The organism is Citrobacter sp. Ce104, from assembly GCF_030334595.1.
In the GTDB taxonomy this organism is placed as follows: Bacteria; Pseudomonadota; Gammaproteobacteria; order Enterobacterales; family Enterobacteriaceae; genus Citrobacter; species Citrobacter europaeus.
On the sequence record NZ_JAOWDP010000062.1, the window covers coordinates 193,976 to 208,718 of the forward strand.

The window sequence follows — 14,743 nt, forward strand, 5'->3', positions numbered from 1 at the left end:
GTCTGGCAATACGCGCAATCCTGTTTCGGGGGGAGCGCGTATTTTGGGCAGGGGGTTCTATGCAGGACAACACACTACAACTAAGCAACAATACAGCAACCGCCGTACCATTCTCAAAGAAAATACCATTCACGAAATACGATTTTGGCTGGGTATTACTGTGCATCGGCATGGCAATTGGCGCCGGAACGGTACTGATGCCGGTACAAATAGGTTTAACAGGCATTTGGGTATTCATTGTCGCCTTTATTATTGCCTATCCGGCAACCTATATTGTGCAGGATATTTATTTAAAAACATTATCAGAAAGTGAAACCTGTAATGACTATACTGATATTATTAGTCATTATCTGGGCAAGAACTGGGGCGTATTTCTTGGCGTCATCTATTTTCTGATGATTATTCACGGCATATTTATCTATTCCTTATCCGTGGTTTTTGACAGTGCCTCATATATCAAAACTTTCGGCTTGACCGAGGCCGATCTCTCACAGTCGATAATCTACAAAGTGGCCATTTTTGCCGTGCTGGTCGCCATTGCTTCCGGGGGAGAAAAACTGCTGTTCAAAATCTCCGGTCCGATGGTGGTAGTCAAAGTGGGTATCATCATCGTGTTTGGTTTTGCGATGGTTCCGCACTGGAACTTCGCTAATATCAGCGCATTCCCTGAAGCATCGGTCTTCTTTCGCGACGTGCTGCTGACCATCCCGTTCTGCTTCTTCTCAGCGGTGTTTATTCAGGTGTTGAACCCAATGAACATCGCCTACCGCAAACGGGTGGCGGATCGGGTGCTGGCCACGCGTATGGCAATCCGTACGCATCGGATCAGTTACATTACGCTGATTGCGGTCATTCTGTTTTTCTCTTTCTCTTTTACCTTTTCTATTAGCCATGAAGAGGCCGTTTCGGCCTTTGAACAAAATATTTCCGCACTGGCGCTGGCGGCGCAGGTCATTCCAGGGCAAATTATTCATATCACCTCCACGGTGCTGAATATCTTCGCCGTATTAACCGCATTCTTTGGTATTTATCTGGGGTTCCACGAGGCGATTAAAGGTATTATTCTTAACGTTCTGAGTCGCGTTATTGACGTCGAGAAAATTAATCCCCTGGTGCTTACACTAGGTATTTGCACCTTTATTGTTATCACCCTGGTCATTTGGGTATCATTTCGCGTCTCGGTACTGGTGTTCTTCCAGTTGGGTAGCCCACTGTACGGGATTGTGTCGTGTATTATTCCGTTTTTCCTGATCTATAAAGTAACGCAACTGGAAAAACTGCGCGGGCTGAAAACCTGGCTCATCCTGCTGTACGGGATCCTGCTGTGCCTGTCGCCATTATTGAAGCTGATTGAATAATCCACGTATACTGCGCCGTCAGCCACTGGCGGCGCTTAATCCACACCCTCCAGTTGATAGCTGCGAATTTTATTCAGTACCGTGGTATGTGATACCCCCAGCGCTTTGGCAATATGCCGCGACGACACATTCTCTTCCACCATCTGTTCAATAAGCTGACGTTCAGCACACAAAACCTGTTCTTTAAAAGGACGTTCTGTCGGTGCCTGCTCAACGGCGGGCAAATTCACCATCCCTAATTCTTCCCGCGTAATAACATCGGATTCCGCCATCAGCATCAGGCGAATAATGGTATTTTCCAGTTCACGCACGTTTCCCGGCCAGTTGTGATGATGCAGGGCATCAAAGCAGGCTTTATCCAGAATGATCCGCCGCTGGAATTCCTTCGCGTATTTCTGCACAAAGTGGCGAATCAGCAGGCTGATATCCTGTGGGCGCTCCCGCAAAGGCGGAATAGTCAGTGAAAGCACGTTGATGCGGTAATAGAGATCCGCGCGCAGCAGACGTTGTTCCACCCTCTCTTCCAGATTGGCGTTGGTGGCCACAATAATGCGCACATTGACCGGAATAATTTGCGCCCCGCCAACGCGACGGATCCCGCCATCCTGAAGAACACGCAGTAATTTAGCCTGTAAACTCAGCGGCATTTCACCAAATTCATCGAGAAAAAGGGTGCCTTTATCGGCCATTTCAAACAGCCCTTTTTTGCCTTTACCGTCTGCGCCGCTAAAAGCCCCTTTCTCGTAGCCAAAGAATTCACTCTCCATTAGCGACTCAGGTAGCGCAGAGCAGTTGACCGGAATAAACGGATAAAAACGTCGCTGCCCGGAATTATGGATAGCCCGGGCCAACAGCTCTTTGCCGGTACCCGTATCGCCGCGGATCAGAACAGTGTATTTGCTGTCGGCAATTTTTATCGCCTTTTCGATAAGCAAGCGCATGCTCTGGCTGCTGCAAATAATGTCAGAGAAATAGCGCGGGCGTTCCGGCTCAGACATCGACAGCTCGCTTATCTCTTCGCACAGGTAAGCGACGTTAATAATATCTGCGCGCTGGCTTAAACAGGATTGCACGCAGGAAATATCCTGTAACTGGCGGCACCAGGATTTAATCAGGATCCGTCCCGGCGTGACTTTCATCGAGATGATATTGATATCGCAGCAGGAAAATTCCTTCAGGACATCCTCAACCATCGACAGACGATCAATTGTTTTAATATCCCAGCGTATCGTGACCACATTTGCTCCTGATAGTTAGCAACTGCGAAACAGATATTTCTGTGACAAGAGAAAATCTGACTACATTTTAGACGCTATGGAATAATGTTCTGCCAGAGGACTCACATTGTGGGCGTAAAAACAAAATATAAAAAAACCGGAGCACAAGGCTCCGGTTATTGGGTCATAACCCACGTTTATTGCTGCGGGTTTTCATCCTGGTCAACGGCGAAACAGGCGACCAGTTGACCGCCGTAATCTTTCAACTGCGGCTGAAGCTGGGTACACGGACCAAAGCGACGACGGCAGCGCGCGTTGAACGCACAGCCCGGCGGCGGATTCAGCGGGCTTGGCAGCTCACCGGTCAGCTTGATACGCTCACGACGATCGTCAGGGTTCAGGCGCGGCGTTGCGGAAAGCAGCGCCTGCGTGTACGGATGACGCGGATTATTGAAGATCTGATCCTTCGTTCCTTTTTCCACGCAGCGCCCTAAGTACATCACCATCACTTCATCGGCAATGTGCTCAACTACCGACAGGTCGTGGGAGATGAAGACGTATGACAACCCCAGTTCCTGCTGCAAGTCCATCATCAGGTTTAGCACCTGCGCACGAACGGAAACGTCCAGCGCCGAGACCGGCTCATCGGCAATCACCACGTCCGGGTCAAGCATCAGCCCACGAGCGATGGCAATACGCTGACGCTGACCGCCGGAGAACATGTGCGGATAGCGATCGTAGTGCTCAGTTTTCAGCCCCACTTTCGCCATCATCGCCAGCGCCTTTTCACGACGCTGCTCTTTGCTCAGCGCGGAGTTGATTAGCAGCGGCTCTTCCAGAATCTGCCCGACTTTTTTACGCGGGTTCAGGGAACCGTACGGGTTCTGGAACACAATCTGGATTTTCTGCCGACGCAGCTTCTGCGCCTGAGGGTCGTGCTTAAGCAGATCCTGCCCCTGGTAATACAGCTCACCGCCGGTCGGAACTTCAATCATTGTCAGCAGGCGGCCAAGGGTGGATTTCCCGCAGCCCGACTCGCCGACCACCGCCAATGTTTTACCGCGTTCTAAGGTAAAGGAGACACCGTCCAGCGCTTTCACCAGGCGTTCCGGGGCGAACATGCCCTTTTTCACCGGGTAGTGTTTTTTCAGGTCAATTGCCTGCAACAGCGGCTGTGGCAAAGCGGCCTTTTGCGTACTCATAGCCCAGGCCTCCCGGCATCATCAAGTGGGTAGTGGCATTTCGACTGACGACCGCCTTCCAGCAGGTTCAGTTCAGGTTCTTCAGCGCGGCATTTGTCGGTCGCATAGGGGCAGCGCGGATTCAGCAAACAGCCGTTCGGGCGGTCATATTTACCGGGCACCACGCCCGGCAACGAAGCCAGACGCGCTTTATCCTGAGCAAACTCCGGCAACGCGCGCAGCAACGCCTGGGTATACGGGTGACGCGGCGCGCGGAAAATATCCTGCGCGGCCCCGGTTTCCACGACCTGCCCGGCGTACATCACGATAATTTTGTGCGCCGCTTCGGCCACCAGCGCCAGATCGTGCGTAATTAAGACCAGCGCCATGTTCTCTTTTTGCTGCAACTCCAGCAGCAGCTCGATGATTTGCGCCTGAATAGTCACATCCAGCGCCGTGGTCGGTTCGTCGGCAATCAGCAGCTTTGGACGACAGGCTATCGCCATCGCGATCATGACGCGCTGGCTCATCCCACCGGACAACTGGTGCGGATATACATCCAGACGCGAGGCCGGATCGGGGATCCCCACCAGCGTCAGCAGGTCAATCGCCCGCTGAATACGCGTTTTTTTGTTGCCGCCCTGGTGCACCTTGATGGCTTCCATAATCTGGTAACCAACGGTATAGCACGGGTTAAGGCTGGTCATCGGGTCCTGGAAGATCATCGCGACTTCCGCGCCCACTAACTGGCGACGCTCTTTCTCAGAGATGCGCTTCAGGTCGCGACCATTAAATTCCAGATTTTCGGCCATTACCCGGCCTGGGTAGTCAATCAATCCCATAATCGCCAGCGAGCTGACGGACTTACCAGAGCCTGACTCCCCAACAATGCCAACCACTTCACCCTGGTTCACACTGTAGCTAATGCGGTCTACGGCGCGGAATTCGGAACCGACATCGCCGAAATGCACCGATAATTTATCTACATTTAATAACGCCATCTCGAACCTCTTACTGCTTCAGTTTGGGATCGAGCGCGTCACGCAGACCGTCACCCATCAGGTTAAATGCCAGCACCGTCAGCAGGATTGCCAACCCCGGGAAGGTCACGACCCACCAGGCGCTTTGCGCAAACTGCAACACGTCAGAGAGCATGGTGCCCCATTCCGGCGTAGGCGGCTGTGCGCCCATCCCCAGGAAGCCGAGAGCAGCCATATCGAGAATGGCGTTAGAGAAGCCCAGCGACGCCTGAACAATCAGCGGCGCAAGACAGTTAGGAAGAATATTGACGAACATCTGGCGCATCGCACCGGCTCCCGCCACGCGGGATGCGGTGACGTAGTCGCGGTTAACTTCCACCAGCACGGCGGCGCGCGTCAGACGTACATAGTGCGGCAATGCCACGAACGTCAGCGCCAGCGCGGCGTTGCCAATCGAGGGGCCAAACACCGCCACCAGCACCAGCGCCAGTAACAGGCTCGGCAACGCCAGCATGATATCGACCACACGCATAATGACGTTATCGACAATCCCGCCAAAGTAGCCGGCGATAAGCCCGAGAATCACGCCCATCAGTAGGGAGAGCACCACCACCAGACAGCCGACCAGCAGCGACAGACGCGCACCGTACATCAGGCGGGACAGCACATCGCGGCCCACATCATCTGTACCAAACAGATGCGCCATGGTACCGCCTTCCTGCCACGCAGGTGGTGCCAGCAGCGCATCACGGAACTGCTCAGCCGGATTGTACGGCGCAAGGACGTTGGCAAAGACCGCAATCAGGATCATCACCACAACGTACACCAGCCCAACAACCGCACCTTTGTTGCGTTTAAAATAGTGCCAGAACTCCTGCAGCGGAGTCATTGGCACCGGTGCAGCAATAACTTTATTTTCAGTAACCTGTGACATGATGGCCCCTTACTTCTTATGCCGAATACGCGGGTTCACCACGCCGTACAGCAGGTCTACCAGCAGGTTGACGAGAATAATCATCGTCGCGACCAGCAGCACCCCGCCCTGCACCACCGGATAATCACGGCGTTGCAGCGCATCGATCAGCCAGCGCCCCAGCCCCGGCCAGGAGAAGATAGTTTCGGTCAGGATTGCTCCGGCCAGCAGCGTACCGACCTGCAGGCCGATTACGGTTACCACGGGCAGCATCGCGTTACGCAGAGCGTGAATGATGATGACGCGCATACGAGTCAGGCCTTTGGCGCGCGCGGTGCGAATGTAATCCTCGCCCAGCACTTCCAGCATCGATGAACGGGTCATACGCACAATGACCGCCAGAGGAATGGTACCCAGCACCATCGCCGGCAGAACCATATGCGCCAACGCATCAATAAAGTTGCCCTCTTCCCCCCAGATGGCGGTGTCTATCAGCATAAAACCGGTCAGGGGATTGGAGTCATCAAGGAACACCATGTCGCTCACCCGACCGGAAACCGGCGTCAGGTTCCACTGCACGGAAACCAGCATGATCAGCATCATGCCCCACCAGAAGATCGGCATGGAGTAACCGGTCAGCGCCAGGCCAACGGCGGTGTGATCGAAAATAGAGCCGCGCTTCACGGCAGCAAGTACGCCCACCGGAATACCCACCGCGACGGCGAAAATCATCGCGCAAACGCCGAGTTCCAGCGTTGCTTTAAAGCGAGGTACGAACTCTTCCCATACCGGTAAGCGGCTTTTCAGCGAGATACCTAAGTCACCATGCATAACCCCCCAGATATAATGGAGGTACTGCTGCCACATCGGTTTATCCAGACCGAGTTCAGCCAACAGTTGAGCATGACGCTCAGGGGAGATTCCACGTTCACCCGCCATGATCATTACCGGATCGCCGGGGATCATATGGACGAAGGCAAAAGTGAGAAGAGTGATACCGATAAACGTGGGGATGACGAGTCCCAAACGTCGGAGAATGAACTGCAACATAACCCGGATTCTCTCTAATGACGCACGGCCTGGAACCGTGAGTCTGTATTGCTCACAAATCTTATCCCACGCAAACTGCATCGCGGGTAAAGCATTACGCCGGATGGCGCTGCGCTTATCCGGCCTACACAATACCGGGGCGCAGCGCTTCCTTAATTGCTTTTAATTATTCGACAGAAACGTTTTCGAAGTGGTGTTTGCCTAATGGATCAACCACATAGCCTTTCACTTCTTTACGCACTGGTTCGTACACGGTGGAGTGAGCAACAATCAGAGCCGGAGCCTGATCGTGCATAACTACCTGCGCTTGCTTGTACAGTTCAATACGTTTGTTGTGATCGTCAGTCGCACGCGCCGGCTGGATCAGGTCTTCAAACGGCTTGTAGCACCAGCGAGAGTAGTTGGAACCGTCTTTCGCTGCCGCACAGCTGAACAGGGTGGCGAAGAAGTTGTCCGGATCCCCATTGTCACCGGTCCAGCCCATCATCACCGCCTGATGCTCGCCCGCTTTGGCGCGTTTCAGATACTCGCCCCACTCGTAGGTCACAATTTTGGCCTGAACGCCAATTTTCGCCCAGTCGGCCTGAACCATCTCCGCCATACGGCGAGCGTTCGGGTTGTACGGACGCTGTACCGGCATCGCCCACAGCTCAACGGTAAAGCCTTTATCCTGACCGGCTTCCTTCAGCAGCGCTTTGGCTTTCTCAGGGTCGTAGGTGTAGTCTTTAACGTCGTCGTTATAGCCCCACATGGTCGGCGGGATCAGGTTCTTCGCGGCGACGCCAGCGCCCTGATAAACCGCTTTAATGATGGCTTCTTTGTTCACCGCGTAGGTCAACGCCTGGCGGACTTTCACGTCATCAAACGGTTTCTTCTCGGTGTTGAAAGAGAGGTAGCCAACGTTCAGACCGGCCTGCTCCATCAGGTTGATGTTTTTATCCTGCTTCATGCGCGCGATGTCTGCCGGGTTCGGGTACGGCATCACCTGGCACTCGTTCTTCTGCAGCTTGGCGTAACGCACGGAAGCGTCAGGCGTAATGGAGAAGACCAGACGGTCGATCTGCGGCTTGGTGCCCCAGTAACCTTCGAATGCTTTATACAGAATACGGGAGTCTTTCTGGTACTGCTGCAGTTGGAACGGACCGGTACCGATTGGGTTCAGATCCACTTTCTCCGGGGAACCGGCTTTCAGCATGTTATCCGCATATTCTTTGGAAAGAATAGAAGCGAAGTCCATCGCCAGGTCAGCCAGGAACGGTGCTTCCGGGCGAGTCAGGACGAACTGAACGGTTTTATCGTCCACTTTTTTCACTTCGGCGATCAGATCTGGCAGACCCATCCCTTCGAAGTATTCATAGCTGCCGCCGGACACTTTGTGGTACGGGTTCTGGGCATTTTTCTGACGATCGAAAGAGAACACCACGTCATCGGCGTTTAAATCGCGCGTCGGTTTGAAATCTTTGTTGTCTTGCCACTTCACGCCCTGGCGCAGGTGGAAAGTATAGGTTTTACCGTCTTCGCTGATTTCCCACTTCTCAGCAAGGCCCGGGATGACTTCAGTTGTACCCGTTTTGAACTCAACCAGGCGGTTATAGATCGGTACGGAGCTGGCATCATAGGTGGTGCCAGAGGTAAAAAGCTGCGGGTTAAAGCCTTCAGGAGATCCTTCTGAACAATAAACCAGAGTTTTAGCCTGTACGCTTGCTGCAACGGTCATGGCCAACAGGCTCAGACCAAGCTTCAGCATCCCTGACTTCTTCAAGGAAATACTCATTCTTCTGCTCCAAATGTGATGTTTGTTGTTTTACCCTTTGCAGTGGGTTTGCACCGCCTGGCCTTTTTTGTTTTTTACCCGGCCGGGTCGGCGTTAAGAGGATGGGGATTCCGTTCACATAAGCGACTGAGTTGCAGTGCGGATTCTCCATGAAATGCCCCTCATGCCCTACAATCTGTCAACAGAATGTGTAAACGTCAATAAGGGAGCCTTGATTTACGCGGAGGATGAGAAATCCCGAACAAAGATAAAAAAAACATTTCTGAAACATTTCCAGCAGGGAAATTTATGCTACGCCCTCTGACTCAGCATAAAAAACCAAACATATTGCAACACTTAGAGTATAAATTTTACGCAGATTATGAAAAATAACTCACATTTTGCTGAATATGTGAGCATGACCTTCTGTGAACGTTAAAACGCACAGGTGAAAATGCTACTTTCAGACATAAGTTCAGACACCTTTCTCAGCGCAAGCTCATACATAAAATCAATAGAAGATGTCACAAAATGGCACGTTATCCTCCCTAGCCGACATCATCTCCTCTCGTAAAATCTCACAGTATCATTGAGGGGATGGCGTTCTTCTATAAATATATAAATAAAGCCATTTTTATCTGATGTGATTTCATTCATTGCTGTTACCTCCATTAAATTTGATTCACGGCCAACAACCCGCCGTATCCAAAATTAAATATGAAATGGAGAAATACAATGAGTGACATGATTTTTTATACTGAACCAGATTTCCAGGGAGAAAGCCTGACTGTTGCAAGCCATGATAAAGTTGAGGTGTATGCTCTAACGAAATGGGCGTATCGCTCAGTAAGACTTAAAAATAACAAGGCTATGGTTAGCGCATCATATATCAACTTTGATCCTGTCAATCAACAAGAAAATTTCATGAGTGAAGATATCCGTGATTTAGCGGACACTATTCATGTGAAGGACTCTTTGTCATCAGTCACGGTTTTTAACCTAAACAGTGATGATATCATTGTCAGTATGGATCCGCACTGTGATATGCGAGGGTTTAAAACAAACATTGATAGTGAAGCAAAACAACCGCCTCTGTTCGATTCGTATTGCTATGAAAACTACAGTGCAGATACTATTTCAGGCACGCTCGCTATTTTGAACCCGGTGACGTTACTATCCTCATCTGTATATCTGACCTGTGAATCAGTTTCAATTTACTCAGTCGGCAGCATTGGTGCAGGTTATGGAACAGCAACGACTGCGACGATTACGTACTCTCCAGAAACAAAAGACGTTGTCGTGACACCCGCGGCCAAACAAGTCTCTGTTACCGTAGAAAAAGTGGATGAGAATCACTTCCTCGCTCATTTTACCTATGACTGCGGGATCTACGATCATTGTATAATGCATCCTGAGGAGGATTATCGTAGTTATAATGCAATTACTCCTGAAGATCAGTTTTCTAACGTCAGAAATGAAAGCGGCGCCTGGAACTATAAATCCATGGAGATTATTTCAGATTCTAATTATAAAACATCGTGGCTTTGGACAGATTACCCTGCAGGCGGCGATGGATATGATATGAGCCAATATCGCAGTTTTACAACATCAACTTCCTTACCTCGATTCAATAATATTTTTGACAGCGGTAGCTCAAATCAAGTGTCATTGGCGTATTGCGCAGGCGGAATTCCGGTGTTATTACGCCTGGCAAATACAGATGCTTCCGCAAACTGGAAAGATTTTGTCATTGAAAGCTACTTTAACACCAAAATATTCACTATCCATTACCCCATTGAATATCATACTTTCTGTGCTAATAACCCAGATGCTGCACAACCCGGTATGGTATGCGTGGTAAGTGAGAACAATAATCTTCAGGATTTTAATACCTGCATACTTCGGTATGGCTCTCTGAGTACTGATGGTGCGACCGTCACTTGGGCAGGAGAAACAACGCTTAACATTGAATATGCTTCCAGTGATACTCTGACCCTGTCGCTGGGTAGTGATGCCCCAGCAGACTGGGTGATTACAGCCGTAACACGCGGTGACGACTGCTGGTACGTTGATCTGAGCGGCTCTGTTCCTGCCTGATAGGCAATCATCTTCTTTTATAAGACGACAAAAGCCTCATCGATTCTCTGATGAGGCTTTTTTTATGCTTTCAAACTTATCTTCAGTTCGCATTATAAGGGGCAAGACCTGAGTGAAAATTGGCGCGTTGGCCTCAACAGCCGACATCACTATCTCCCATTAAATCACACAGCATCATAGATGCCAGCTGCATTTTTCTATCAAAATTATAAATAAACCGATTTTTATCTGATGTGATTTCATTTAACCCTGCCTTCTCCATTAAATTTGATTCACGGCTAACAACCAGCCGCGTCCACAATTAAATATGAAATGGAGAAATATAATGAGCGATATGATTTTTTATACTGAGACCAATTTTCAGGGCACATCCATTATCCTGCCAGTGCATAAAGTATTAGATGTCTTTGAGTATGGTATCTGGGCATTTCGTTCGGTTAAGGTAAACGGGAATAAACTTTTTCTTCAGAGTATTGATGCTGTTCAGGAAAATGAGTCGGTTATTCCTTATCGTTCAGAGCTTTTTATTAATGAGGATGTCAGCGACCTGACCGTACTGACAAATAATATTGAGAACTTATCTGGCGTTTTTGCAATTTCCCTACCTGAAAATGAAATTATTGTCAGCATGGATGTCACTAACAAACTGAATAACTTCAGAACATCTATAGATTCATATGTTTCATCATTACCCCATATTAATACAGATTGTTACTTTAATCATACCCAACAAAACATCCCTGGCGTGATGGTTTTTTTGAACCCGGAAACGCAGCTTTCTGAGTCTACCTCACTGACTGCCGAGGCTACGACGGCAAAATATCCCGATGGCTGTCAATCCAGTTACGATAAATTAGCCAGCGTTACCGTCACTTATTTACCTGAATCAGAGACGATTACCCTAACGCCAGATGTCAGTGTATTGCCCTATACAATTGAGAAACTGAGTGATAACCATTTTATTGTTCACTATGAATACATTGTAGAAAACTACGACCATAGTTTTTTTTACGATCAAGAGGAATATCGCGGTGACATGTCAGTTTTAAGCACTCAGTTCAGCGTGAATTTAAAAGATGATGCAAATAACTGGCTGTACCAATCAGCATCAATTTTTAGTACAGCAAATTCACCGCTGTTTTTTTTCACAACACCTTACCCTACAGATGGCGTAGGTTTTGACTTCAATGAGTTCCGCAATTTAATCACCAATACAGGTGTGGATAATATTCCTGTCGCATTAAACCATACTTCCGCTGCTGTAACCGCAGTTTATACAAGTAATGCCGTGCCGGTTTTTGTGCGCCTGACGAACACAGTAGACGCCGATAACTGGAAAGGTTTTGTCCTCCAAAGCGAGTTTATTACCGATCTCATCCAATTCGACCAGCGAGATTATTCCTCTTTTTGCATGAGCAAACCGGATACCCAGCCAGGCTTGCTGTGCATTGCCCCCTATAGCGCCTCTAAACTTGATTACCATGAATGCAACCTGCGTTATGGTTCGCTGAGTGAGGATGGCTCGACCGTCACCTGGACCGGCGACTGCGGGCTTATCATCGAGAATGCTTCAACCGATGAATTGAACGTTTCATTACTGAATGCCCCGGCTGACTGGGAAATCACAGCGGTAACGCGCGGTGATGACGGCTGGTACGTTGATCTGAGCGGTTCAGCCGTTGCCTGATGGCGCTAAAGTAAAAAACCCTGCTCGTTGAGCAGGGTTTTGAATTTGGTCGGTGATAGAGGATTACTCGCCACTGCGTGGCTCGCCCTGCGGGCCGTTGCTGGCGCAACGTTCTCTCGTACGCTCGAGTCGAACCTCTTGCCCCCGGAGGTTCTCATCCTCACGGGCTATAATGCAAAAAACCCTGCTCGTTGAGCAGGGTTTTAAATTTGGTCGGTGATAGAGGATTACTCGCCACTGCGTGGCTCGCCCTGCGGGCCGTTGCTGGCGCAACGTTCTCTCGCTGCGCTCGAGTCGAACCTCTTGCCCCCGGAGGTTCTCATCCTCGTGGATTCCGGAAAGCAAAAAACCCGCTCAAAGAGCGGGCTTTTCTAATTTGGTCGGTGATAGAGGATTACTCGCCACTGCGTGCCTCGCCCTGCGGGCCGTTGCTGGCGCAACGTTCTCTCGCTGCGCTCGAGTCGAACCTCTTGCCCCCGGAGGTTCTCATCCTCACAGGCTATAATGCAAAAAACCCTGCTCGTTGAGCAGGGTTTTGAATTTGGTCGGTGATAGAGGATTCGAACCTCCGACCCCTTCGTCCCGAACGAAGTGCGCTACCAGGCTGCGCCAATCACCGAATGCGGGGCGCATCTTACTGCTCAGCAGCGCGCCCGTCAATCCCTTAGCATCAAAATGCCATTTGATCGGTGAGAAAGTCAGCAGCCCAATTACTGAGCCTTAACCTTCTTCGCGTCCGGAATGCGGCACCAGTTGTTATTCTCGTTAATACCGCCATTTGGCGAGGTATAACCGAGGCAACCCAAAATAGTGTCGTACAGTTCCACATGACGACGTGGCACCTTCATATCAGCTTCTTGCTTCAGATGTGCAAACGCCTTCGCATGGTCTGGGTCTTCCAGATATTTGTCTGACATCCACACCATCATAGGAACCCGGAACTGCTCTGGTGGCGCCATTTTACGCGGCGTACCGTGCAGGTGCTCACGCTCGTTAATCGACTCACCGTGGTCGGCGGCGTAGAACACAATCGCTTTCTTATCGCGCAGTTGATCGAACACTTTGGTAATAAAGTGATCAACATAGGTTACCGAGTTATCAAACGAGTTGATCATCTCGGCCTTCGAGCAGCCGCTATCAACATTGACGCACTCCGGCTTCCACTGCGCATATTCGCGGGTGTAGCGCTGAGTGTAGTTAAAATGCGAGCCTTTGGTGTGCAGAATAATCAGATGCTTGTCACCATCTTCATTATTCTGCAAAGACTGCTGCATCTCGGTAATCAGCAGCATATCGTCAACGTTTTTGCCACGGTTACGCGGCTCAGCGCCAATCTGCTCACGGTAAGCGATGTTCTCCGCCATGGTATTACTGTAGAACCACATCTCGCTTTGCATCGCGTAGAGGTCTGTCTTGAACCCTAACTGGCTGAGCACAGCAAAGACGTTTTGTTCCTTCAGGGTACGCTGCGGGTTTTCTTCCGCCCCGCCCTGGCGTACAAACATACAGCGCAGCGAAAGTTTAGTTGCCGTATCGCAGGAATATCCCCGGAATGCGGCCAGATTTTTCTCCTGGGCGAGTCTTGGCGTAGTATTGCGCTCATAGCCAAAAATCCCCATATGATCCCAACGCGTGGTTTCCCCGATAATAAAGACCACATAGGTGTCGTCGAGATTTTTGGGCGCAACGTAGGTGAACTTCTTCGCCGGGTTCATCAGCGATTTGTTGTCTGAAGATTCATCCACCTGTGCCCAGGCGTACAGACCCAGCGCTGAAAGCCAGTTTGACGGCAAATAAGAGTTCGCCACGACCCCGCCATAGCTGGGTAGATCGATCCCCGTTTCACGTTCAACGCTTCTCTGTTGCATGCTCAGCAGGCGAATCGGCGCCCATACCAGCAGGCCAGCTAACAATACTACCCCCACGCTACGCCATCTCATACCCGGCGTACGAATCTGTCTCATCAGGGTATAGCGGCAGCGGTTACTCCAGATCAGCACCAATGGGATAATACTGACCGAAACCAGCCACACGATGAAATGCCAGCCGACGACTTCTTTCGATAAATCAATATCCGTGGTCATAACGGAGGCGATAATGCCGTAGCCAATTACCACGTTCAGGAAGGTCATATAATAACTGGCGCCGGCAGAACACAGCACCACAAAGGTTGCCAGCACACGCCAGGCGCGTCGGCCAAATAACGAGAGAAGTCGGAGTAAAAAGAAGGTCACCAGCACAGTGCCGGCCAATTCAACAACCGCGGAGAGTCCTTTCCAGACGGTAAACTCGTGCGCATATCCGCTAAAGCGACGGAAAAATACAGCACAGTTCATAAACAAACCGATATAGATTGCCAGCAAGAAACTGAGTTTCTGCTGCGTCATCGACTTAATGTATCTCATGCAAACAAACCCTGGAAATCGGGATAAAAACACCCTGTGCAGCGATCAATCAGACCGGACAGAGGAAAAATGCGACAACAGCAGAAGTGAAATGTCTACGGG

General features: G+C 50.3%; 10 protein-coding genes, 1 tRNA gene and 3 other RNA genes. 3 read left to right on the forward strand and 11 right to left on the reverse strand.

Features of this window, described 5'->3' with window-relative positions:
- Positions 1–59: 59 nt before the first annotated feature.
- Positions 60–1,358, forward strand: a complete 1,299-nt coding sequence (locus OGW16_RS09190) for an aromatic amino acid transport family protein (protein ID WP_043018665.1) — start codon at positions 60–62, stop codon at positions 1,356–1,358.
- Positions 1,359–1,393: 35 nt separating this feature from the next.
- Here OGW16_RS09190 and OGW16_RS09195 read toward each other — a convergent pair whose 3' ends face one another.
- The 6 genes from OGW16_RS09195 to dppA form a co-directional block, all read right to left on the reverse strand.
- Positions 1,394–2,596, reverse strand: a complete 1,203-nt coding sequence (locus OGW16_RS09195; protein ID WP_181634223.1) for a sigma-54 interaction domain-containing protein — start codon at positions 2,594–2,596, stop codon at positions 1,394–1,396.
- A 176-nt stretch (positions 2,597–2,772) separates the two neighbouring features.
- A complete protein-coding gene (gene dppF, locus OGW16_RS09200) occupies positions 2,773–3,777 on the reverse strand; it encodes a dipeptide ABC transporter ATP-binding subunit DppF (RefSeq protein WP_047407999.1) in 1,005 nt (334 codons plus the stop codon).
- Positions 3,774–4,757 (reverse strand): dipeptide ABC transporter ATP-binding protein, encoded by a 984-nt coding sequence (dppD, locus tag OGW16_RS09205; RefSeq protein ID WP_005133837.1) that lies wholly within the window; start codon positions 4,755–4,757, stop codon positions 3,774–3,776. The genes dppF and dppD overlap by 4 nt, the downstream gene beginning before the upstream one ends.
- Positions 4,758–4,767: 10 nt before the next feature.
- Entirely contained in the window at positions 4,768–5,670 is a 903-nt protein-coding gene (gene dppC, locus OGW16_RS09210) for a dipeptide ABC transporter permease DppC (protein ID WP_043018668.1), read from the reverse strand.
- Positions 5,671–5,679: 9 nt separating this feature from the next.
- Positions 5,680–6,699 (reverse strand): dipeptide ABC transporter permease DppB, encoded by a 1,020-nt coding sequence (dppB, locus tag OGW16_RS09215; RefSeq protein WP_003837733.1) that lies wholly within the window; start codon positions 6,697–6,699, stop codon positions 5,680–5,682.
- A gap of 166 nt (positions 6,700–6,865) precedes the next feature.
- Positions 6,866–8,473 (reverse strand): dipeptide ABC transporter periplasmic-binding protein DppA, encoded by a 1,608-nt coding sequence (dppA, locus tag OGW16_RS09220; protein ID WP_172862492.1) that lies wholly within the window; start codon positions 8,471–8,473, stop codon positions 6,866–6,868.
- Between the two features lie 714 nt (positions 8,474–9,187).
- Between dppA and OGW16_RS09225 the strand changes: the two genes are divergently transcribed.
- Entirely contained in the window at positions 9,188–10,549 is a 1,362-nt protein-coding gene (locus OGW16_RS09225; RefSeq protein WP_286518340.1) for a hypothetical protein, read from the forward strand.
- 325 nt (positions 10,550–10,874) lie between these two features.
- A complete protein-coding gene (locus tag OGW16_RS09230) occupies positions 10,875–12,236 on the forward strand; it encodes a hypothetical protein (RefSeq protein ID WP_181634222.1) in 1,362 nt (453 codons plus the stop codon).
- 46 nt (positions 12,237–12,282) lie between these two features.
- Here the strand turns inward: OGW16_RS09230 and OGW16_RS09235 are convergent.
- The 5 genes from OGW16_RS09235 to eptB all read right to left on the reverse strand — a co-directional run bounded on the left by OGW16_RS09235 (position 12,283) and on the right by eptB (position 14,641).
- Positions 12,283–12,414: non-coding RNA, RtT sRNA (locus OGW16_RS09235), on the reverse strand.
- 32 nt (positions 12,415–12,446) lie between these two features.
- Positions 12,447–12,579, reverse strand: a non-coding RNA gene (locus OGW16_RS09240) — RtT sRNA.
- Between the two features lie 34 nt (positions 12,580–12,613).
- A non-coding RNA gene (locus OGW16_RS09245) (RtT sRNA) lies at positions 12,614–12,746 on the reverse strand.
- Positions 12,747–12,778: 32 nt separating this feature from the next.
- Positions 12,779–12,855, reverse strand: a tRNA-Pro gene (locus tag OGW16_RS09250).
- 91 nt (positions 12,856–12,946) lie between these two features.
- Positions 12,947–14,641, reverse strand: coding sequence for a kdo(2)-lipid A phosphoethanolamine 7''-transferase (gene eptB / locus OGW16_RS09255; RefSeq protein ID WP_100193732.1), 1,695 nt, complete (start codon positions 14,639–14,641; stop codon positions 12,947–12,949).
- Positions 14,642–14,743 lie beyond the last annotated feature (102 nt).